Origin of the sequence: Polyangium jinanense, assembly GCF_028435265.1 — a bacterium.
Lineage (GTDB): Bacteria > Myxococcota_A > Polyangia > Polyangiales > Polyangiaceae > Polyangium > Polyangium jinanense.
The window spans coordinates 322,187-342,806 of record NZ_JAGTJK010000006.1 but is presented as its reverse complement, the minus strand read 5'-3'; the positions used below and the strand labels follow the sequence as shown (position 1 = coordinate 342,806).

Sequence of the window (20,620 nt, the reverse complement as noted above, 5' to 3'; positions counted from 1 at the left end):
AGGGCGGGCCCGCCCGCGCCCCTCGCGTGCGCATGCCGCGCATGGGCTGTGGCGCGCCGCATGCGTCCGTGGGTATGCTCGTCGTATGAGCAAGGACGATCGTCGTCGAGGCGAGGGAGGCGAGCTCGCGGCCGCAGCGCTGTCCCTCGAGCAAGAGCTGCGGCGCTTCGAGGAGCTCGCCGCAGGGGTCGGGCGGGCGCCGCTGAACTCGCAGAAGGGGCTCGAGCAGGCGGCGCGGGCCACGAGCGACGCCGCGGCCTCACAAGCGCGTTTCGCCGAGCACCTGAAGTCGCTCGTCGAGGCCGTGAACGCCGCGCGCGACCGGCAGGCCGCCGCGGCGGCGACGATCAACGCCCGCGTGGTGGAGATCGACGCGCGCGCCGCGCGGTTCCTGGACCTGCGCGAGCGGTTCGCGCAGCTCGGCGCGCGGGCAGCCGAGGTGAACGTGATCATGCAGCGCGCCGCGGCAGTCAAGCGCGAGCCCGGGGACGGCTCCGATCGCACGGAGCTCCGGGCCTCGATCGCGCAGGCGCTCGAAGGTCTCGGCGCCGTGGTCGAGGGCGCGCAGCAGCTCATGCAGGACGCGCGCGAGGCCGAAGCGCAGGACCTCTCGCGCGAGGCGGAGTCGCTCCGGCAGCAGGTTCTCTCCGCGCGGAACAAGCTCGGGCTCTTGCAGAAGCACCTCGAGGACGAAGGCCCGCCGCCGAGCTGAGTCCTCAGCGCGACGTCCGACGCGTGTTCGCCGCCCGCCACGCTTCGGGGGACATGCCGATCCACCGCTTGAATGCGCGGTGAAACACGCTCGGCTCCGCATATCCGAGGAGATAGGCGACCTCTGCAATGGAGACGCGCGCGTCGAGGTAGGCCATGGCGCGGGCGCGCCGCACGCCGTCGACGAGATCTTCGAACGACGTGCCCTCGGCGCGCAGACGCCGCTGGAGCGTGCGTGCGCTCATACCGAGCGCGGCTGCGGCCGAGGTGAGTGCGGCAGAGCCTTCGGGGAGGCGATCGGCGACGAACGTGCGCAATCGGGCGAGAAGCGAGGCTTCCGGGCCGAGCCGCGCGAGCGCCGCGTCGGCGTGGCGCTGGAAATACGCGTGCATGGCCTCGTTGGCGAGCGGCATAACCCGCTCGAAAATGTCCGCGGGGAGGACAACCTCGTCGATCGGGGAGGCGAAGGTCACGGGCGCGTCGAATACGGCCTCGTAGGCGGCGCGGTCCGGCGGTGGTTCGCCTCGAAATCGTATGGCCGTGGCGGAGACGGGCTCGGCGACGAGCCTCGGCGCATTGACGCCCACGTCGAAGGCGAACATCTCGGCCATGAGGCGGTGCGCTGGTCGTGGTGCGCCGAAGGGCTCGTAACGCAGGTGCGCGTGCCCCGCCTCGATGACGAGCGAATACCGTTCGCCGTCGTTCCAGAGGCGCTGATAACGCAGGATGCGCTCCATGGCCACGCCGAACGTGGGGCTCGTGAGGACGAGGAAGCCGAGCACGTCGAAAATCTCGGCCTCGACGCCGGACGCGACCTTCACGCCGAAGAGCGGCTCGGAAACCACGGCCGCGGCTTGCTCCACGAGCGTGTAAATCGACGTGAGGGGCACGCGAACGTCCGGCGAACCGAGGTCCACCCCCGACAAACCCGCCGCGTGGCAGAGGGCGGCCGTGTCGACCCCGCTCGCCGCTGCGACGTCGACGATGCGGCCGGCGAGGCGCGCGTTATGCGTCGGTTGTCGCGTGAAGTCAGCGTTTCTGGCGTCCGATGTCACTGACGAAGGTCCTCGCGGTGCGCATCCTCGATCATCGAGGGTTGGATGAGCATGCCACAACGAACGCGCAACGAAAGACACTCGCTCCCGATGCTCGAAGACGCGGAGCCTCCGCTCCCGCGCGACGTTTGGTATCCCATCGCGTCCGCGCGTCACGTCCGCAAGCGCCCGCGGACCGTGCAACGGCTCGGCCGCTCCGTCGTGCTTTGGCGCAACGGAGCTGGCGAGCTCGTCGCCCACGACGCGCGTTGCCCGCATCGCGGGGCGGACCTTGGCCTCGGCATCGTGATCGCGGGCGAGCTTTCGTGCCCCTATCACGGTTTTCGTTTCGGGACCGACGGTGAATGCACGGCGATGCCCTGCGAGCCCGAAGGCAAGCCGAGCCGGCGAGATCTCTCGATTCGTCGATACGAGGTGCGCGAGCACCGCGGCCTCGTGTGGCTGTGGCACGGGGACGCCGCCGCAGATTTGCCTCCGCTGCCGTGGTTCGAGGAGCTGCCCGAAACGGATCGACATGCGTGGGATCACGAGACCGTGTGGCCGCTGCCGCAGCTCCGCGTGATGGAGGGGATGCTCGACATGCATCACGTGCCATTCGCGCACGGCCGATATCTGCGGGGCATTGGGACGTGGCTCGATCCGTACGAGGTGAAGGTCGAGGGGGACACGGTGCGCACGTTCGGCACGCTGCGGAGACATGGGGATGGCCCCAAGCGTGGCTTCCGCGCCCGGATCGACGCGCGGCTCCCTGGACTCTTGCTCCTCCGCTTCGGAGCGCGTTTGTGGGCCTTCGTCGCGTGCACGCCTGTGAGCCGCGAGGCGACGTGGATCTTCGCGCGGTATTTCGTGGAGGTGCCCGTGGTGGGCAAGCTCCTCGCGGCGCTCTCCTTGGGGACCGAGTTCGCCCTGGTACAGCCGGACGATCGGCGCATGTTGTTATCGACGTCGCCGCGCACGCCGGACGTGCGTGATCATAAACTCGTCCGCGCGGACCTCGGCATCGCGCAATGGCACAAGCTGTTCTCCCGCGCGGTGGGCGACAAACGACGCGACAAACCGGGGACATCGCCAGCGTCGTCAGGGACGGAACCGTGAAGGTTCCCACGGGTGGGTGAAATCCATTCGTATTCAACCTCGTGCATTCCCGTACGAGATGGGGCAGTCTGTCCCCATGCACCGACTCGCCTTCACCTCCGAGCACCGGATCGAGGCTCCACCCGAGCGTGTTTTCGCGGCGATGACGAGCCCCGACGGCTTTGGCAACTGGATGCAGGGGTTCGTGCGGGCCGAGCGCCTCACCCCCGGCGACTTCGACGTGGGCACGCAGTTTCGCGAGACCCGCCGCATGTTCGGGAAGGAAGCGACCGAGCATTTCGAGGTTACCTCGTTCGTCCCGGCGAAACGCCTCGGCCTCAAGGTCGACGGGACCAAGGGGACCACGGGCAAGGGCGAATACCGCTTCGACTACGAATTCGAGCCCGCCGGCGCGGGGACGCTGCTGCGGACCCACGCCGCCATCGACATGCCTGGCGGCCTGTTCACGAAGCTCATCGGCAAGCTCATGGGGGGCTTCTTCAAAAAGGCGTGTGACAAGGATCTGCTCGCGCTGAAGGCGTTCGTGGAGCGCGGGAGCTGATCGGCGGCTCGCGATGCGCCTCTTCCCATCGTGTCCGCTTTCTGCGATAAGTTCCGCTCGACGAACGAGGAGCGGCGCATGGCGGAGTCGAAGACATCATCGGACGTGGGCATTGTCGGGCTTTTGGGGATCCTCATCGGCGGAGCCTGCGTGCTCGTCGCCCTCGTCGGCGTGCTCAACACCGCGTTCGACCTCAATCTCGCGCTCTCGGTGTCCGGCACGAGCACGCCGCTGCCGAAGCACTGGGACGAGGTCTTTGGCGTCGCGGCCGCCGGCGTGCTCATCATGGCGCTCACGGTCTTCGGCGGGTTCGTGCGCCGCAAGTTCACCGAGGCCAAAGGCAAGCCGCTCCTGCGAGTCGGTATCCTCTTCGGCGCGCTCGCCTTGCTCGTCATGGCCGGCCGCGGGCTCCAGATCGTCGCGCTCACCATGACCTACGGGAGCATGCTCGCCTATTATTCGACCGACGGCGATCTCGACGACGTCAAGGCGGAGCTCGCCGGGAAGCCTGACCGCGCCGCGCTCGACCAGGCCGTCGACCGCGCCGCGCAATACAACAATGCGCCCGCCCTGGCCTTGCTGCTCGAAGCCGGCGCCGACATGCGCGGATCGACCCTGCCCGAGGCCCAGCGCCGGTGCGCGCTCGTCGGCAAGAGCTACGAATTCATCAAGACGGCGATCGATCACGGGATCAAGCCCGACGCGTGCCCCCGAGGCGAGATTGCGGTCTGGGAAGCCGTGAAATTCGCCAAGAGCGACGACGAGGCGGCCAAGAACGTCACGCTCCTCCTCGGCGGCGGCTGGTCCGGGTCCGCGACGCCGGATTACGACAAGCGGTCGCCGAAGAAGATCGCGGCCGAGAAGAAGTGGAGCAAGACGCTCCAGGCGCTCGGCGACGCTGGATGAACGTGTAGAGCGGCAGCATTCAGCCACCCTCCCGCCAGGGGATGATGGCGATCGCCCCGTTTCGTTCGACGATCGCGTAACGGATCTGATCGAGGCGGAGGAGACCGTGCTGCACGTGTGCCGCCTCCAGGATGTCCTCCTCGTCGACGCTCAGCCAGGCGAGCCGCTCGCGCAGGATACGTCCCTCCTCGATGATGACGAGCGGCGTGCCGTCGAGCCACCGCTCGAATCTCGTGCTCCGGCACTTGAGCCACGACAAACCTAGCTCCAGGCTCACGAGCGTCCCCACGAGGATGATGGCGCCCGTGACGGAGTAGTCCTGCCCGAGCAGCGCTTGTTGCGTGCATTCGCTGATGATGAGCAGGAGCAGGAAATCGAACGTCGTCACCGTCACGAGCGCGCGTTTGCCCGCGATGCGAAAGACGATCAAGAGGGCCATGTAAACGCAGACGGCGCGCAAGACGAGGTTCATGGCCATGGCCTCACGGGTACACGAGGAGCGAGAGGTCGAGCGCGGGGCCGCCCTCTTCGCCGAGGGAAAAACGCAGGAGCCCGGGGCGCGAGGGGCGCAGGAGGAGCACGACGAGGCCCCCCGCTTCGACGCGCGGGAAGGTGATGACGGCTCGATCCGCGGCGATCTCGACCGAAGAGGGTTCAGGCACGTAATGCTCCACGTGACCACGCTCGAAGAGCGACGTCGAGGTGAAGAATCGGCGCGGGGCGGCGGCGTTTTGGGGGTGGGGATGGATCTCGAATCGGGTCGTGCCGTCCACGCGGGCGAAACGCTCGTACCGGACGAAAAAACCGGATTCGTCGCCGGCGCGGGCGTGGCTCAACGGGCCATCCCCGAAAAGACCCGCCGCGGCGAGCAGCACGAACAGGATGAGGAAGGCCCTGCCCACGCAACGGACGCGCATGCTCGTGCGCTCGAATGCGAGGTCTTCACTCGTTTCGAGATCGCCCGTCCGCTTGATTTCGACCACGGCTCCCCCTGCGGACGTACCTTGGACCCAACCGCGCGTGCGTCAATCGCGTGGTTTGTCCGGGGGGCGTCCTCGACGTACGCCGACGCGGGAATACGGCTCGGGCCTCGTGCGTTCGTCGCGGATCATGCAAGGTTTGTCACTCCTCTCCGTCTCCGCCGCCGTCCTGCTCTGCGCTTGCGCCGCCCCGCCCCGTGCGTTCGACGTCACGCGCCTCGAACGGGACGTCGCCGCGGCCGAAGCGAGGTCGGGAGGTCGGCTCGGCGTCGCCGTGGTCGAGCCGACTTCTGGGCAGCGCTGGGTGCATCATGCGGGCGAGCGTTTTCCCCTGCAAAGCGTGTTCAAGGCGCCGCTCGCCGCGGCGGTGCTCGCGCGCGTGGACGCGGGCGCGCTCGCGCTCGACACGAAGATCGAGGTGCGTCGCGACGAACTGAGCGTCTGCTGGAGCCCGCTCGCGGAGGCTCTTCAAGGCGAGGCACAATCGTTCTCGCTGCTCGACCTCCTCACGCAATCGGTCGCCGTGAGCGACAATACGGCCGCCGACGTCCTCATGCACGAGATTGGCGGCCCCGACAGCGTCAATGCCCTGCTTTCCCGATCGAGCGTGACGGGCATGCACGTCGATCGATACGAGCGGGATTTGCAGCTCCAGTTCCACGGGCTCGCCGCGTACGAGCCCGCGATGTCCACCTGCAAAGGGATGGACGCCGCGGTCGATCGATTGCCCAAGGACGAACAGGTGCGCGCCTTCGAGGCCTACCTGCGAGATCCCCGCGACACGACCACGCCCGAGGCGGCGGCGGATTTCCTCCTGAAGCTCGATCGCGGGGAGATGCTCACGCCCGCGTCGACGCGGGTCCTCCTCGACATCATGCACGCCACGAAGACCGGGCCTCGCCGGCTCCGTGCCGGTCTCCCGCTAGACGCGCGTTTGGCGCATAAAACCGGGACGTCGGCGGACACCGAGGGGCGCAATGGCGCCACGAACGACATCGGAATCGCGACCCTGCCGGATGGGCGAAAGCTCGTGATCGTGGCCCTCTTGACGGATTCGAGCGCGCCGGAGGAGACGCGCGAGGGGGCCCTCGCCGATGTCGCGCGAGCCGCCGTGGGGGCTCTGACGCGTCTACAATGAGATAGATCCTGCTGGCGCAGGTTGTCACATCGTTTCTGGCGCAATGTGGCCCATTGGCGTCGAGTTTGGCTAGCCTTGCTGCGGTGGGAGCGACATTCGGCGGCCTCGCGTATCGTGGCACAGGGATTGCTGAGGTGGACTACGGAGGTTCGCTTATGGCTCAACTTCTTCGCGTCGCCCGTCTCATGCAGATCCTCGTTCCCGCCCTCGCGCTCGGCGCGACCGGATGCTCGGCCGAGGTCACCTCCGGTGACGGCGAAAAGAACAGCGGTGAAGGCGGCGGGGGCGGTGAAGGCGGCGGCGGCGAGGGCGGCCAGGGCGGCGAATGCACGACCTATGGAGGCGACGGCTGCAAGCCCGGAGAGGTCGCGTCCTGCAATCACCCGCCCGATTTCGTCGAGATCTGGGGCGAGCTCTACATGGACTGCAAGGAAGTCGCGGGCTGCACGACGGCGTGGGACTACATGGCTTGCGCTACGCCGCTCGTGCTCTCGTTCGATCAGGCGAGCGTCGAGTACACGATCGATGCGACGCACACCTTCGACCTCCAGAATCGCGCGAGCCACGTGACGGATTGGCCCACCGCGCGCACGCCGTGGCTCGCCCTGGACCGCGATGGCAGCGGCGCGATTGAAGACGGCTCCGAGCTCTTCGGCTCGATGTCCCCGCTCGCGAGCGGCCGCACCGCGCCGAACGGCTTCGTCGCCCTGCGTGAGTTCGACGAGAACCACGACGGGCGCATCGACGCGCTCGATCCGCACTTCTCGCGCCTGCTCGTCTGGGCCGACCGCGACGCCGATCGGCGCGCCACGCCGGTCGAGCTCGAGAGCGTCGCCGCGGTCGAGATCGAATCGATCTCCCTCGATTACGTGTCCGTGCCCCACTGCGACGCGCGCGGCAATTGCGAGGTCGAGCGCGCGCCCTTCGTGTACCGCGACGCCGCCGGCGTGCGGCGCACCGGCACCGTGATCGACGTGCGCCTCCCCCCGCAGCGTTGACGCCGCACCCCCGCCGAGGGCGTCGTCCTCGGCCGCTCCATCCCGTACGATCTCGTACGATGTTCGTTTGAGTGCAAAGATGTCTGGCACGAAGACCGGCACGCCCCGCGGCCCTCGTGCTAGACTCGGACGCACGCCAGACGAGCCGCGAAATGAATCCATCTCCGGAAAAACCGGGCGTTTCCGTCACTCGGACGCCTCTCCCCTCGCCGCGCGCACAGGGGCTCCTCTCCGCGCTCTTCGTCGACGCCTCGCCCATCGATCTTCGCCTCGTGGGCCGCACCTTGCTCCACGCGGCGCTCGTCGGGGCCGGGGCGGGCGTCGTCGCGGTCGTGTTTTTCGCCGCGATCGAGCTCCTGGATCGCTTTTTCCTCTCGGGCCTCGCCGGCTACCGCGCGCTCCGCGCCGCAGGGGAATCCTTCTTCGGCGAGCACGCCATGGGGTCGTTCCGGCCGTGGCTCCTCGTGCTCTTGCCCGCGCTCGGCGGCCTCGCGAGTGGCCTGATCACGCGCCTCGCCCCCGAATGCCGCGGCGGCGGCGGCGACGCGATGATCGAGGCCTTCCACCGCCACGACGGCGTCATCCGGCGGCGCGTCGTGTGGGTGAAGGCGCTCGCCTCCGCGCTCACGCTCGGAACGGGCGGCGCGGGCGGGCGCGAAGGGCCCACGATGCAGATCGGCGCGGCGTTCGGCTCGTTCGTCGCCGGGACCTTGAAGGTCTCGGCGCGCGAGCGGCGCATCCTCATGATCGCCGGCGTCGCGGCCGGCATGAGCGCGATCTTCCGCACCCCGCTCGGTGCCGCCCTGCTCGCCACCGAGGTCCTTTATCGCGACGACGTCGAGAGCGACGCGCTCATCCCCGCGCTGCTCGCGAGCGTCATTTCGTATTCGGTCTTCATCTCCGTCTTCGGCGAGGCCACGCTCTTCGCGCACGCGCCGCGGTATCCGTTCGTCCCGGCGCACCTCCCGCTGTATGCGCTGCTCGCGATCTTCGTCGCGCTTTGCGCCATCGTCTTTCTCAAGGTGATGGCATTCGTGAAGCGCGCCTCCGCGCGCCTGCCGGTCGCCGATTGGGCGCGCCCCGGCGTCGGCGGCCTCGCGCTCGGGCTCGTGGCGGTGCCTCTGCTCTTGCTCCTCGGCGCGCGGCACGTCCTGCCGGAGGGGCAGGGGATCGGCGTGCTTGGCGGCGGTTATGGCGCCGCGCAGGTGGCCATCACGGGCGCGTCGTGGCTCCCCGAGGGCTTTCAGGGCATCGAGCTGCTCGTCGCGCTCGCGGCCATCAAGATCGTCGCGGCCTCGCTCACCATTGGCACGGGCGGCAGCGCGGGTGATTTCGCGCCCTCGCTGGCGATCGGCGGGCTCGTCGGGGGCGCGTTCGGCCGCATCGCGGCGCTCTCGATTGGCGACCCGCGGATCGATCCCGGCGCGTTCGCGCTCGTCGGCATGGGCACGTTTTACGGGGGCGTCGCGCACGTGCCGCTCGGCTCGCTCGTCATGGTCTGCGAGCTCGCGGGCAGCTACGACCTCCTCGTCCCGCTCATGCTCGCCGAAGGCATTGCATTCGTTGCGCTGCGCGACCGTTCGCTTTATTCGGCGCAGGTCCCCACGCAGCGTGATTCTCCCGCGCATCCGCCGGGCGTGCTCGACGTGCTCCGCTCCCTCAAGGTCGCCGACGTGATGATTGCCGGCCGGCCTTATGTTCGTTTCGGCCTCGCGACGCCCGTGCCCGAGGTCCTCCGCCTCGCGGCGGACACGGGTTGGCAGGACGTCTTTCCTGTGCTGGACGAGCAGGGCAAAATGGCCGGGGTCATCACGAGCGACGTCGTGCGTCTGCTCGCCACGGAGCGTGATCTCGAGGTATTGACCCTCGCGATCGACGCCATGCAGCCGCCGGTCGCCGTGCGGCCGGACGACGATTTGAGGACGGCGACCGAGGTGCTCCTCGCGCAAGGCGTGCGGGAAGTGCCCGTCGTCGACGATTCCGGCAGGATCGTGGGTTTCCTCGACGAATCCGAGGTCGGGCGCGCCTATCTGGATGCGACGCCGCGTGAAGAGCGGGCGGCTTGAAGCTCGTTTGACCCGGGATGCGGAGAGGTCCGAGCGCGCCCTCGCTCCGCTCCCCTTTCGCTCTTCGAGCCTTGCGGGGTCACGATTGCTGCGCGTCACGTTCACGCGGAGAGCGGAATGGGACTCGCATGTGCGGGGCGGGAGCCTTCCGCGAAGACCGCGGCAGGCATTCAACCGGAAGGAGATGATCATGACACGGATACTCCGGCCCCTCTTCGCCTCGCTCGCGCTCGGGCTGCTCGCGTCGCCCGCCATTGCGACGGCCGACGAACACGCCCAGTCGCTCCACGAGCAGTACAAGGACGCCAAGAAGGACGAGATCGCGTTCGCGAATCTGCCCACCGCGGCACAGAACGCCATCCGGACCTGGGCCGAGGGCGGCGAGATCAAGAAGATCGAGCAGGTCACGCTGAAGAACGGCCAGGTCCAATACAAAGCCGAGATCAAAAAAGGGGACCAGAAGCTCGAGGTCGCCGTGACCCCGGACGGCAAGACCGTCGCCCGCGGCGAAGACATCGATTAGCCGAGCCTCCGAGCCCCGTTGAAGCGAGCTCGCGGGACCCGCGGGCTCGCTCTCGCATGTCGGAAGTTGACTCGAACGACCAGATGAGTCATCTTGGTTGTGATGGTCGCACGACGTAGCCAGAAGCCTCGTGATCCTGCGCGGCGCCAGCGCATCCTCGAAGCGGCGCGGCGGCACTTCACCCAGCACGGCTTCAAGGGGACGAACCTCGACGCGGTCGCGGCCGAGGCGGGCTGCGCGAAGGGCGCGCTTTACCTCGAGTTTGCCGACAAGGAGTCGCTCCTGCGCGAGGTCGTCGAGCAGGCGTTCGCGGCGATCGGCGCTCGGTATGCCGAGGAGGTCATCTCGATCGCGTCGCCGCTCGAGCGGCTCGTGGCCACGCTGCGTTTCGCGTATAGACAGCTCCTCGCCGACCCGATGTTCGGCAAGCTGCTCCGCGAGGACCCGGATTTACGCGCGCTCGGGCTCACCTCCGATTCGCAGAAGGTCGAGCAAGGCAAGGCGCAGCTCGCCATGATCCGCGGCTGGGTCGACGAGGGAATCGCGCGTGGTGAGATTCGCGCCGACATCGATCGCGACGCGGTCCCGATCGTGATCGGGGTCCTGCGTTTCGCGCCGCAGCACCTCGGGATGATCGCCGAGCTCGGCCTCTTTTCGACCGAGCGCGCGCTCGACGCGATCGTCGACGTTTTCCGCGCGGGCCTTTCCGCGCCGAAGAGCCCACCGCCCGCGAAACGCGCGGCGGCCACGCCCACGAGGAGATCCAAGCGATGAGCACCACGCATGCAATCGAGGTCGAGGGCCTGACGAAGCGGTTCGACAAGGTCACGGCCGTCGACGGTGTCACGTTCGCGGTCGAGCCCGGCGAGGTCTTCGGGTTCATGGGCCACAACGGCGCGGGGAAAACCACGACGCTCCGCATGCTCCTCGGCCTCACGCCAATCACGTCCGGCACGGCGCGCGTACTCGGCCGGGACGTCGGCCGCGAGACGCTCGAAATTCGCCGCTTCGCCGGGTATTTGCCGGCAAACTACACGCTCCCGCCGGACATGACGGCCCGACAGTTCTTGCATTACGTGGGCGCCATGTTCGCGCTCCCGCGCGACGTCGTCACGCAGCGGGCCGAGGCGCTCCTCCGGCGCTTCGAGCTCGTGCGCGACGCGGATCGAGCGCTCCGCGGCTTCTCCACCGGCATGACCCAAAAAGTGGGGCTCGCCCAGGCGCTCATCAACGAGCCGCGCGTGCTCCTACTCGACGAGCCGACCTCGGGCCTCGATCCGCTCGGCCGCCACGAGCTTTTGGAGCTCCTCCGCGAGCTCGCGCGCGACAAGGGCGTCACCGTCGTCTTTTCGTCGCACATCCTCTCCGACGTCGAGGCGCTTTGCCGGCGCGTCGCGGTCCTGCATCGCGCGCGGCTCGTCGCATTCGGCGAGGTCTTTGACCTCAAAGAGCAGCACGGGGCGCGCTCGATGGATGACCTCTACCTCGCGCTCGTGCGCAAGGAGGCCGCATGATCCGGCTTCTGTGGCTCGACTATCTGGCGACGCTGCGCGAGCGCAAGACGTGGCTCTCTGGGGCCATGCTGCTCTACGCGGTGCTCTCCATTCCGTTCATCCTCGCGCGCCCGCCTGCGCACGTGGAGGAAGCGATCGCCACGTGGTTTGGTCACGGCGGACCGTTCGTGATCTTCATGTACGTGTGGATCGACCTCGCGATGAACAAGATGATCGCGTTTCTCCCGGTCGTCCTGGCGAGCGGCATCGTTCTGCGCGAGCGTGACGTCGGCGTGCTCCCGATCCTCGCGGCGAAACCCCTCTCGATGCCGCGGTATTTCGCGCTCCGCGCCGTCAGCGTGTGCGCCGTCATGGCCACGCTCCATGTGGGCGCGCAGCTCGTCGGCCTCGTTTATTTCACCGCGCGTGTGCCGGGCTTTCGGCCCTCGACCTTCCTCGCCGCGATGACCCCGCACCTCTTCGCGGCGATCTTCGCGACCGGGTTTTCGGCCGCGATCGCTGGATGGGTGAAGCATCGCGGCGCCTCCGCGTTGATCGGGCTCGCCGTGCTCGGATTGCTCCTCGGTTTGTCGCTCGTTGGGTTTTACCAGCCCGCGTGGCGGACCTTGACGCTCGTGAACCCGATGTCGCTCGGCGCGCTCGCGCTCGGAAACCTCGATCACCTCGGCCTGGCCGACCTCGCGCCGCCGATGCTCGCGCTCTCGCTTCTCTCGATCGCCGCGATCGCGATCGGCGCCGCCGGCGTGCGTCGCATGGAGGCTTGACCATGTCCGAGACCGCCTCGCTCCGCGATTATTTTCTCCTCGAAGCACGGCACACGCCGCGCCGCGCGCCGCTCGCGGCCGCGATCCTCGGCGCCCTCGGCGTGCTTGGCACGCACGCGCTCCTCGTTCGTTTTCCCCCGCGCGCGATCCACTTCCTCGAACAGGCCTTCGACCTCCAGGGGATCGCGGCGGTCCTGCTCATCAACGACCTGATGGCGGCCTATTTCGCGCCCTTTTTCGTGGGGCTCGCGGGCCTGCTCGGCGCCATCGTCACCGCGCGGGAGGAGGATCAGCTCGAAGTTCTGCTCGCGAAGCCCATCCGCGCCCGCGTCCTCGTCGCCGCGCGCGTCTGGCCCATTCTCGGCGCCGCGGCTGCGACCGGCGCGGCCGTCTCGATCGCCACGGGGCTCTCGATCGTCCCCTATCTCGCGCCGGGCGACATGGTCAGCGCGGCCGGCGCGCTCGGCGGCGGGCTCTTTCTGACCGCGTTCGCTTTGCTCCTGCTTGCGCTGCTCCTGCCGCTCCTCGTGCGCATGCGCGACGCTTTCCACGCGCTGCTCATCGGATCCCTCGTCTGGCTCGCGCCCCTCATGCCGTCGGCCGTCATGATTTATCGGCCCGATGTCTACGAGGGCCGCGCGATCCTTCGATCCGCGATCACCCTCCCGAGCCTCGTCTGGCACGACGCCGCGGCGGCCTGGATCGGACCTTTGGCGTTCATATTGGTAACCCCGCTCTGCGCGCTCTTCGTGCGGATCGCAGGGCGCGTTCTCGAACGGACCGACACCCGGTGACCTGACCCAGCGGAGTGCCTTGCCCGGCCTTGACGTGCGCCGGCCGGTGCTGTCCGATGGCGGGTCGAACGCCCCGGACGGTCCCGGCTTCGTCGAGCCGCGGCAACGTATTGCGGGGCGAGCATTCACCTGGTGGGAACCATGCAATCTCGATCCGTTCCATGCACGCGCGCCGTGCGCAAAAGGCTCCGCGGCGCGACGATCGGCTGGGTTTGTCACAGCCTGATCCTCGCCGCGCTCGCAGGGTGTAGCAGCGAAGCGCGCAACGCCGGCACGCAGGAAAACGCGGGCGCGATGGCGCCGGCACAGGCCACGACAAACCCGACCGAGGCGATCGATCTCGACACCGTCATGCGGCGGACGCATTTCGGTTATCGCGCCGAGGGCGGCGTGTTCTCGGCGGGGCACGCGACGTATGCCGTCAAGGCGAGCCCCGAGGCGCTCACGGTGTGGCCGAGTGAGAGTGACCTCGCCGCGCCCGAGGAGGGCACGACGGCGCCGTTCGTCGCGTCGCTCGAGAGCATCACCCGCGGCGGACGATCGATCGCGGAGGGTCGCTCCGGAAAGGCCGCGGTCCGGCCCGACGCGAGCCTCGGCATCCAGCGTGGCGCCGTGGTCGAGCACCTCGAGAACGACGAAGAGGGCGTCGAGCAGAGCTTCGAATTCGCCGTGCGTCCGGCGGGCGAGGGCGATCTAGAGGTCAAGATCGCCGTGACGGGCGAAGAGTTCCTCGGCGAAACCGAGGGAGGCTTGCACTTCGCGGATCCCGCGACGGGGCTCGGCGTGCGTTACGGCGTGGCCACGTGGATCGACGCGAACGGCGTGCGCACGCATGTCGACGCGGATTTCGTGGACGGGCGCATCGTGCTGCGTGTGCCCGCGTCGGTGCTCGACGCGAGCGCGTATCCGGCGGTGCTCGATCCCGTGATCGGGCCCGAGATCGCAATCGACACGCCCGTGTATGCCGCGGCGAACCGAGGCCAGTACGAGACGGTCGTTTCGTACGCGGGCGGGACCTTCCTCGTCGTCTGGATGGACGAGCGTTATCAGAGCACGGCGGACGTGTACGGCGTGCGCGTGTCGCAGGCCGGCACCGTGCTCGATACGTCGGGCATCCCGATCGCGGTCGCGAAGGGCAACCAATCGCAGCCGGTCGTGGCGACCAACGGCACGGACTGGATGGTCGCCTGGGTCGACAGCCGCAACAGCGCCGACGACATCTACGCCGCCCGCGTCACCTCGGCCGGTGTCGTGCAGGATCCGAACGGGATCGCGGTCACGAGCGGCGGCGGCAAGAGCCAACCGTCGATCGCGTTCGACGGCACGAACTACTTCGTCGTGCACGCGCTCTCGAGCCAGATTCGCGGCAACTTCGTGGGGACGAACGGCACGGTGAACCCGTCGAACGTGGCCATCGCGTCGCTGACGTACGTCGCGAACGACACGGCGGTCTCCTGGAACGGCACGAACTACCTCGTCGTGTACAACAGCTACACGGGGTCGACTTATTACCGCGTCGCCGCGCGACGTGTATCTCCAGCCGGCACCGTGCTCGACGCGAGTGACATCGTCGCCTGCAGCGGCTCGTCGATTTGCCCGTACTCGCAGTTCGGGATCGCGTCGGATGGGGTGAACTGGCTGCTCGCGTGGGACAACTACAGCAACTCGAACAGCATCTACGGCCAGCGCATCTCGTCGGCCGGCGCGATCATGGACGCGGGGAACGGCTTCACCATCGGCAACGGCGTCTTCAACACCGATCCCGCGCAGGTCACCGTCACCTTCGCGGGCAACGGCTACGGCGTGTTCTGGGACGATTCGAACCAGGCCTTCGGCGCTCGCGTGAGCTCGGGCGGCGCGGTGCTCATCGGGGCCACGCCGCTGACGAGCGAGATGGGCAGCCGCAGCTACGTCGGCGCGGCGCACGACGGGACGAACTTCTACGCGGCCTTCTACGACACGCGCGGGTCCACAGCGACCAACCCAGGCGACATCTATGGGCTGCGCTTGTCGAACGCGCTCGTCAAGATCGACGCCACGAGCACGCTGCTCTCCCGCGCGGCGAACGACGAGCGTTCTCCGCGCGCGGCCTTCAACGGGACGAACTGGCTCGTCGTCTGGGAGGACGCGCGCCCGGGACTCACGAACGACATCTGGGGCGCGCGCCTCTCCAGCACGGGCGCCGTGCTCGATGCCGCGGGCTTCGCGATCTCGGAAGGGACGAACTCGCAGTACGTGCCCGTGGTCGCGGCGAACGGCGTCGACTGGCTCGTCGCCTGGCAGGACCGGCGCAATGGCAGCGGCAACGACGACATCTTCGCCACGCGTGTCTCCAGCACCGGCGCCGTGCTCGACGTCGGCGGCATCCCGGTGAACACGGCGGCCGGCAACCAGACGAACCCCGCCGTCGCCGCGGACGGGACGAACTGGCTCGTCACGTGGCGCGACGCTACGAGCTCGGAGATCTTTGCCGCGCGCGTCGCGCCGTCGTCGACCGTGCTGGATCCCGCGGGCGTCAAGGTCTCGACCGGCGGCGGGTCGCTGCCCGCGGTCGCATACAACGGCACGAACTACCTCGTCGCCTGGACCAAGCCGACGAACGCGAACGACATCTTCGGCTCGCGCGTGACGCCCGCCGGCGCGGTCCTCGACGCGGGCGCGCTCGCGATCCCCGTGTCGGCCGTCGTGGGCTCGGCGGAGACGAACGCCGCGGTCGCGTCGAACGGGGTGGACTGGTTCGTCGCCTGGAACGACGACTCCAACGTGCGCGGCGCCCGCGTGAACGCCGCGGGCACGGTGCTCGACGTCGTCGGCATCAACGTGAGCAGCGCGGCGAACACCCAGAACTTCCCCGCCACGGCCTGGGACGGCACGCAGTACTGGGTCGTCTGGCAGGACGATCGTACGACCCAGAACTATCAAGACGTCTACGGCGCGCGCATCTCGAGCACCGGCACGAACAAGGATGCGAGCGGGTTCGTCGTGGCGAACGACGTGCTGCAGCTCGAACTCCGGCCGCAGCTCGCGGCGGGCAAGCCGCAGGAGGTCCTCGCCGCGTACTACCGGTTCGACCCGCAGCAGCCGTACGGCTCGGATCGGGCCCGCGCGCGTGTCCTCTCGGACGTCTCGCCGGGCGCGAACGGCGCGGCCTGCTCGATCGGCGCGCAATGCGTGAGCGGCTTCTGCGCGGACGGCGTCTGCTGCGACGCGGCCTGCACGAGCACCTGCCAGGCGTGCACCGCGGCGAAGAAGGGCGCGGGCGTCGACGGCGTCTGCGGACCGATCAAGGTCGACACCGATCCCGACAACGAGTGCACCGACCAGGGCGCGAGCTCGTGCGGCACGACCGGCAGCTGCAACGGCGCGGCCGCGTGCAAGCTCTACGCCTCGGGCACGAGCTGCGGCTCGACCTGCAATGGTGGCTCGCTCCAGCCGCAGACCTGCGACGGCGCCGGGACGTGCGCGGCGAGCGGCATGCCGACGAACTGCGCGCCCTACGCGTGCGGGGCGAACATGTGCAAGACCTCATGCACGACGGGCGCGGATTGCGCGTCCGGCTTCTCGTGCGTGGGCGGCGCGTGCGTGGGCCTGCTCGGCAACGGCGCGCAGTGCACGGCGAACTCCGATTGCCAGTCGGCGAACTGCGTCGACGGCGTCTGCTGCAACACGAGCTGCACGGGCACGTGCCAGGCGTGCTCGGCGGGCAAGAAGGGCGCGGGCGCCGACGGCACGTGCGGGCCGATCGTGGCCGGCGCCGATCCGGATAGCGACTGCTCGGCCGAGGCGGCCGCGACCTGCGGCCGGACGGGGCAATGCAACGGCGCCGGCGCTTGCCAGCTCCACGCGGCGGGCACGTCCTGCGGCAGCCCGCTCTGCCAGGGCACGGTGCTCAAGGGCCAGGTCTGCGACGGCGTGGGCACGTGCATCCCTTCCGCGATGGGGCAGGACTGCGCGCCGTACGCGTGCTCGGGCGGCGCTTGCCAGGGCGCGTGCACGACGAACGCCGATTGCGCGGGCGGCAACGCCTGCGTCATGGGCGCGTGCGTCCCGCCGCTCGCGAATGGCGGCGCTTGCATGACGAACGCCCAGTGCGCGTCGGGCTCCTGCGTCGACGGCGTCTGTTGCAACACGGCGTGCGGCGGCCTCTGCCAGGCGTGCACCGTGGCGAAGAAGGGCAGCGGCACGGACGGCGTGTGCGGCCCGATCGCGCTCGGCGTCGATCCCGACAGCGAGTGCGTCACGCAGGCGGCGTCGAGCTGCGGACAAACCGGCGTTTGTAATGGCTCGGGCGCTTGCCAGCTCCATCCGCAGGGCACCTCCTGCGGCGTCAGCACCTGCCAGGGCAGCGTGGTCGCGGGCCAGATCTGCAATGGGTCGGGCCAGTGCGTGAACGACGCGATGGGGCAGGACTGCGCGCCGTACGTCTGCTCGGGCGGGACATGCAAGAACCCCTGCACGAACAGCAACGAGTGCTTGCCGGGCAACGTCTGCACGGCCGGCGCTTGCAAGCCCGCGGGCTCGCCGGGCGCGCCTTGCTCGAACGCGTCGGAGTGCGGCTCGGGCTTCTGTGTCGACGGCGTCTGCTGCGACGCGGCGTGCAATGGCGGGTGCGAGGCTTGCTCCACGGCGAAGAAGGGCCAGGGCGCGGACGGCGCGTGCGGCCCGATCAAGAACGGCACCGATCCGGATAGCGAGTGCGCGGCCCAGGTGCCCACGACCTGCGGCCAGAACGGCCAGTGCAACGGCAATGGCGCGTGCGCGCTCCACGCGTCCGGCACGCAATGCGCGTCGGGCACGTGCACGGGGACCACGCAGACGAACCCGTCCCAGTGCGACGGCAGCGGCACGTGCGTCGCGGGCACGGAAACCTCGTGCGTGCCCGGGTATGCGTGCGAAGGGACGAAGTGCGCGACGAGCTGCACGACGAACAGCCAGTGCGCCCCGGAGTACGAGTGTGATCCGGTCATGGAGTGGTGCGTGCCCTCGATGAGCGGCGTCGGCGGTGCTGGCGGCGCGGGTGGCGCCGGCGGCGCGGGCGGCAATGGCGGCGCGGGCGGCAATGGTGGCGCCGGCGGCGCGGGTGGCAATGGTGGCGCCGGCGGCGCGGGTGGCAATGGTGGTGCCGGCGGCGCCGGTGGAGAAGGCGGCATGGGCGGCCGCCCGCCGGGCGCCGGCGGCGGCGGACAGACGACCGATGGCGGCGGCTGCGGCTGCCGTACGGCGTCGGAATCCTCCACGGCCGGCGGCATGGGCGCTCTGCTCATCGTTGCGGCCTTCGGCCTGCGCCGTCGTCGTCGCTCGGCCTGATTCTCCCCTCTCGTTCTCCCTCCTCGCCGCGCCCTGACCGGGGCGCGGCCTCCCTCCCCCGAAAGCCGAGATCGAGGTCCCGCCGACGCGGTCGTCGCGATCTTTTGTCCTCACGGGTAACATTAGGTAACATCCGACCACCTTGGGTAACGACGCACCTCCCCGACGGCCCGCGGCCTTGCTCACGACGAACGAGGTCGCGGCGCTGCTTCGTGTTCATCCGAAGCACGTCTACCGGCTCCTCAAGCGCGGGCTTCCCGCGCGCCGCGTCGGCGACGAGTGGCGTTACGACGAGGCCGACGTGCTCGCGTGGAGCCGGGGCGCGCCGGAAGCGGAGCCTGCGGAGGCGCCCGAGGCTTCCCCTCCGCCCTTGCTCGCGGCGAACGGGGATCTTGCGATCGAGGCTTTGTTCGACGAAGGCCGCGAGCGCTCCGCTCCGCTCGTGGGCTTCGTCCTCGCGGATCATGCGACGGGCCTCGTCCGGCTAGAGAGCGGAGCCGTGCTCGGCGCGGGCTGCCACGGCGATCATGCTCCGGCGTCGCTCGGCGGCGAAAAGCTCGCGTGGCTCCACCTCGCCGTGCGCGAGCTCGGCATCGCGCATCGAAAGGGCCTGCGGCTGCGCAGGATCTCCGGCATCGTGGGGCGCAGGCTCGCGTCGCGGCCGAGGACCGCGGGCATTCGCCACCATGTCGACGAGGCCTTGTCTCGCGAGGGTGTCGAGCCCGAGCGTGCCTACGCGCATGCCGAGGAATATCGATCCCACAGGGACGCGGTCATGGCCGTCGCGCGTGGGGACGCCGATGTCGCGCTCGCGTCGCGCGCATGGGCCGCGCACGCGGGGCTCGGATTCACGCCCGTCGTGGCGGAGGCATATGGCCTCGTGTTTCGTGCCGGGCACCTCGGCGACGGCCGTGTCCTCGCACTCTGCGAGCTCGCCCAGAGCGGGAAATACCGGGCCAGGCTCGCGCGGCACGCGGGGTACGACACGACGGGCGCCGGGGCTTTGCAGTTCGGAAGGAGTAAGTCTTGAAATTGATCCGACAAACCATGCTGGCAGGGGCGCTCGCGGCGCTTCTTTCGCCGCGCTCGGCGCTCGCCCTGGATTGCAGTGCCCTGCCAAACCCCGTCTACATCCAGAGCGGGGACACGCAGGAGCCGCTCCTCAAGGCGCTCGGCCAGAAGCTACGCGCCTCGCAGGCGAGCCCGATGACGCTCATCTACAAGACGAGCGGCTCGTGCACGAACATCGACGCGATGTACAAGGGTACGAAGCTCACGACGAACCCGCTCTACATCCCTTCGGTCGCCGAGGATCCGACCTGGGATCCGAGCAAACCCGCGCCCCAGTGCACGATCGACCCGAATGGCGTCCCGCTCGACCTCGCCATCTCGGCGCTCTTCGTGAGCGCCTGTGATCCCTCGCCGCCGCCCTCCGGGATCGGCCTCTTCCAGGGGCCCGTGCAGCCGTATGTCTTCATCGTCCCGGAGGCGAGCTCGCAGCGCGCGATCACGGCGGAGGAGGCGTATTTCGTCTTTGGCTTCGGCTCTGCGGGGAAGGTCGAGCCCTGGACCGACGAGTCGCTTTATTTCATCCGCACGACGACGAAGAGCACGCTGCTCACGATGGCCGCGGCCATCGGCGTGCCGGGTGCGAAATGGAAAGGGGTGATGCTCGACAAGTCCTCCGAGGTCCTGAGCGGCGTCGCCACCTCGCCGAATCCCGAGAAGACGATCGGGATCCTCGGCGCCGAGATCTACGACGGCAACCGGGACAAGGTCGACGCGCTCGCGTTCCAGGCCTTCAAGCAAAAGCACGCCTACTACCCCGACTCCACGGCGACGTCCTTCGACAAACGCAACGTGCGGGACGGCCATTATACGATCTGGTCCCCGACGGTGTATCTCGCGCCGGTCGACGCGCAGGGGACCGTGACGAACCCCCGCGTGCGGTACCTCGTCGACATGATCCTCTCGAAGACCGTCTCTCCCGCGCCGGAGTTCGATCCGCTCGACGTCGTCATCTCGAAGGGTCTCGTCCCCGACTGCGCGATGAAGGTCACGCGTTCCTTCGAGGGCGGCGACCTCTCGCTCTACACCCCTGCCGAGCCGTGCGGGTGTTTTTACGAGAGCCGCGTGGGAATGCCGAGCGCCGCGTGCAAGACGTGCGGCGGAGACGGCGAATGTGGCGGCGGCAAGTGCCGGCATGGCTTCTGCGAGGCGAAATGAGC

The 20,620-nt window shown here is 69.0% G+C and carries 18 protein-coding genes; 15 read left to right on the top strand and 3 right to left on the bottom strand.

Annotated features, from left to right (window positions below):
* Positions 1–85 precede the first annotated feature (85 nt).
* On the top strand, positions 86–712 hold the full coding sequence (locus KEG38_RS16455) for a hypothetical protein (RefSeq protein ID WP_272420422.1): 627 nt from the start codon (positions 86–88) through the stop codon (positions 710–712).
* A 4-nt stretch (positions 713–716) separates the two neighbouring features.
* On the opposite strand, the gene KEG38_RS16450 is transcribed toward KEG38_RS16455, so the two are convergent.
* Positions 717–1,766 carry an AraC family transcriptional regulator gene (locus KEG38_RS16450; RefSeq protein ID WP_272420420.1) on the bottom strand — a complete coding sequence of 350 codons (1,050 nt, stop codon included), beginning with the start codon at positions 1,764–1,766 and terminating at the stop codon, positions 717–719.
* 90 nt (positions 1,767–1,856) lie between these two features.
* Between KEG38_RS16450 and KEG38_RS16445 the strand changes: the two genes are divergently transcribed.
* The 3 genes from KEG38_RS16445 (at position 1,857) to KEG38_RS16435 (ending at position 4,308) form a co-directional block, all read left to right on the top strand.
* Positions 1,857–2,861 carry a Rieske 2Fe-2S domain-containing protein gene (locus KEG38_RS16445; RefSeq protein WP_272420419.1) on the top strand — a complete coding sequence of 335 codons (1,005 nt, stop codon included), beginning with the start codon at positions 1,857–1,859 and terminating at the stop codon, positions 2,859–2,861.
* Positions 2,862–2,937: 76 nt separating this feature from the next.
* The gene (locus KEG38_RS16440) at positions 2,938–3,402 is read left to right on the top strand and encodes an SRPBCC family protein (RefSeq protein ID WP_272420417.1); all 465 of its coding nucleotides are present in this window, start codon (positions 2,938–2,940) and stop codon (positions 3,400–3,402) included.
* Positions 3,403–3,480: 78 nt separating this feature from the next.
* Positions 3,481–4,308, top strand: coding sequence for a hypothetical protein (locus KEG38_RS16435; protein WP_272420415.1), 828 nt, complete (start codon positions 3,481–3,483; stop codon positions 4,306–4,308).
* A gap of 19 nt (positions 4,309–4,327) precedes the next feature.
* On the opposite strand, the gene KEG38_RS16430 is transcribed toward KEG38_RS16435, so the two are convergent.
* Positions 4,328–4,786 (bottom strand): DUF421 domain-containing protein, encoded by a 459-nt coding sequence (locus KEG38_RS16430; protein ID WP_272420413.1) that lies wholly within the window; start codon positions 4,784–4,786, stop codon positions 4,328–4,330.
* A 4-nt stretch (positions 4,787–4,790) separates the two neighbouring features.
* Complete coding sequence (locus tag KEG38_RS16425) at positions 4,791–5,291, bottom strand: hypothetical protein (protein ID WP_272420412.1); 501 nt, start codon at positions 5,289–5,291, stop codon at positions 4,791–4,793.
* A 37-nt stretch (positions 5,292–5,328) separates the two neighbouring features.
* Here KEG38_RS16425 and bla point away from each other — a divergent pair, with 37 nt between their 5' ends.
* The 11 genes from bla (at position 5,329) to KEG38_RS16370 (ending at position 20,618) form a co-directional block, all read left to right on the top strand.
* The gene (gene bla / locus KEG38_RS16420) at positions 5,329–6,426 is read left to right on the top strand and encodes a class A beta-lactamase (RefSeq protein ID WP_272420410.1); all 1,098 of its coding nucleotides are present in this window, start codon (positions 5,329–5,331) and stop codon (positions 6,424–6,426) included.
* Between the two features lie 155 nt (positions 6,427–6,581).
* Positions 6,582–7,424 (top strand): SPM autocatalytic domain-containing protein, encoded by an 843-nt coding sequence (locus tag KEG38_RS16415; protein WP_272420409.1) that lies wholly within the window; start codon positions 6,582–6,584, stop codon positions 7,422–7,424.
* 152 nt (positions 7,425–7,576) lie between these two features.
* The gene (locus KEG38_RS16410) at positions 7,577–9,490 is read left to right on the top strand and encodes a chloride channel protein (RefSeq protein WP_272420407.1); all 1,914 of its coding nucleotides are present in this window, start codon (positions 7,577–7,579) and stop codon (positions 9,488–9,490) included.
* Between the two features lie 190 nt (positions 9,491–9,680).
* Positions 9,681–10,013: a hypothetical protein gene (locus KEG38_RS16405; RefSeq protein WP_272420406.1), complete on the top strand. Its 333-nt coding sequence runs from the start codon at positions 9,681–9,683 to the stop codon at positions 10,011–10,013.
* Between the two features lie 102 nt (positions 10,014–10,115).
* Entirely contained in the window at positions 10,116–10,787 is a 672-nt protein-coding gene (locus tag KEG38_RS16400) for a TetR/AcrR family transcriptional regulator (RefSeq protein ID WP_272420405.1), read from the top strand.
* On the top strand, positions 10,784–11,527 hold the full coding sequence (locus tag KEG38_RS16395; protein ID WP_272420404.1) for an ABC transporter ATP-binding protein: 744 nt from the start codon (positions 10,784–10,786) through the stop codon (positions 11,525–11,527). Before KEG38_RS16400 ends, KEG38_RS16395 begins: the two co-directional genes overlap by 4 nt.
* Complete coding sequence (locus KEG38_RS16390; RefSeq protein ID WP_272420403.1) at positions 11,524–12,291, top strand: hypothetical protein; 768 nt, start codon at positions 11,524–11,526, stop codon at positions 12,289–12,291. Before KEG38_RS16395 ends, KEG38_RS16390 begins: the two co-directional genes overlap by 4 nt.
* Positions 12,292–12,293: 2 nt before the next feature.
* On the top strand, positions 12,294–13,085 hold the full coding sequence (locus KEG38_RS16385) for a hypothetical protein (protein WP_272420402.1): 792 nt from the start codon (positions 12,294–12,296) through the stop codon (positions 13,083–13,085).
* A 174-nt stretch (positions 13,086–13,259) separates the two neighbouring features.
* Positions 13,260–18,392, top strand: a complete 5,133-nt coding sequence (locus tag KEG38_RS16380; protein ID WP_272420401.1) for an EB domain-containing protein — start codon at positions 13,260–13,262, stop codon at positions 18,390–18,392.
* Positions 18,393–18,534: 142 nt separating this feature from the next.
* On the top strand, positions 18,535–19,422 hold the full coding sequence (locus tag KEG38_RS16375; protein WP_272420400.1) for a helix-turn-helix transcriptional regulator: 888 nt from the start codon (positions 18,535–18,537) through the stop codon (positions 19,420–19,422).
* The gene (locus tag KEG38_RS16370) at positions 19,419–20,618 is read left to right on the top strand and encodes a hypothetical protein (protein ID WP_272420399.1); all 1,200 of its coding nucleotides are present in this window, start codon (positions 19,419–19,421) and stop codon (positions 20,616–20,618) included. The genes KEG38_RS16375 and KEG38_RS16370 overlap by 4 nt, the downstream gene beginning before the upstream one ends.
* Positions 20,619–20,620 lie beyond the last annotated feature (2 nt).

Bases quoted from the DNA above. Each gene is read 5' to 3' on its own strand.
- KEG38_RS16385 (WP_272420402.1), top strand. From the start codon at position 12,294: ATGTCCGAGACCGCCTCGCTCCGCGATTATTTTCTCCTCGAAGCACGG.
- KEG38_RS16445 (WP_272420419.1), top strand. From the start codon at position 1,857: ATGCTCGAAGACGCGGAGCCTCCGCTCCCGCGCGACGTTTGGTATCCC.
- KEG38_RS16435 (WP_272420415.1), top strand. From the start codon at position 3,481: ATGGCGGAGTCGAAGACATCATCGGACGTGGGCATTGTCGGGCTTTTG.
- KEG38_RS16400 (WP_272420405.1), top strand. From the start codon at position 10,116: ATGGTCGCACGACGTAGCCAGAAGCCTCGTGATCCTGCGCGGCGCCAG.
- KEG38_RS16390 (WP_272420403.1), top strand. From the start codon at position 11,524: ATGATCCGGCTTCTGTGGCTCGACTATCTGGCGACGCTGCGCGAGCGC.
- KEG38_RS16455 (WP_272420422.1), top strand. From the start codon at position 86: ATGAGCAAGGACGATCGTCGTCGAGGCGAGGGAGGCGAGCTCGCGGCC.
- KEG38_RS16410 (WP_272420407.1), top strand. From the start codon at position 7,577: ATGAATCCATCTCCGGAAAAACCGGGCGTTTCCGTCACTCGGACGCCT.
- KEG38_RS16415 (WP_272420409.1), top strand. From the start codon at position 6,582: ATGGCTCAACTTCTTCGCGTCGCCCGTCTCATGCAGATCCTCGTTCCC.
- KEG38_RS16430 (WP_272420413.1), bottom strand. From the start codon at position 4,786: ATGGCCATGAACCTCGTCTTGCGCGCCGTCTGCGTTTACATGGCCCTC.
- KEG38_RS16395 (WP_272420404.1), top strand. From the start codon at position 10,784: ATGAGCACCACGCATGCAATCGAGGTCGAGGGCCTGACGAAGCGGTTC.
- KEG38_RS16440 (WP_272420417.1), top strand. From the start codon at position 2,938: ATGCACCGACTCGCCTTCACCTCCGAGCACCGGATCGAGGCTCCACCC.
- KEG38_RS16405 (WP_272420406.1), top strand. From the start codon at position 9,681: ATGACACGGATACTCCGGCCCCTCTTCGCCTCGCTCGCGCTCGGGCTG.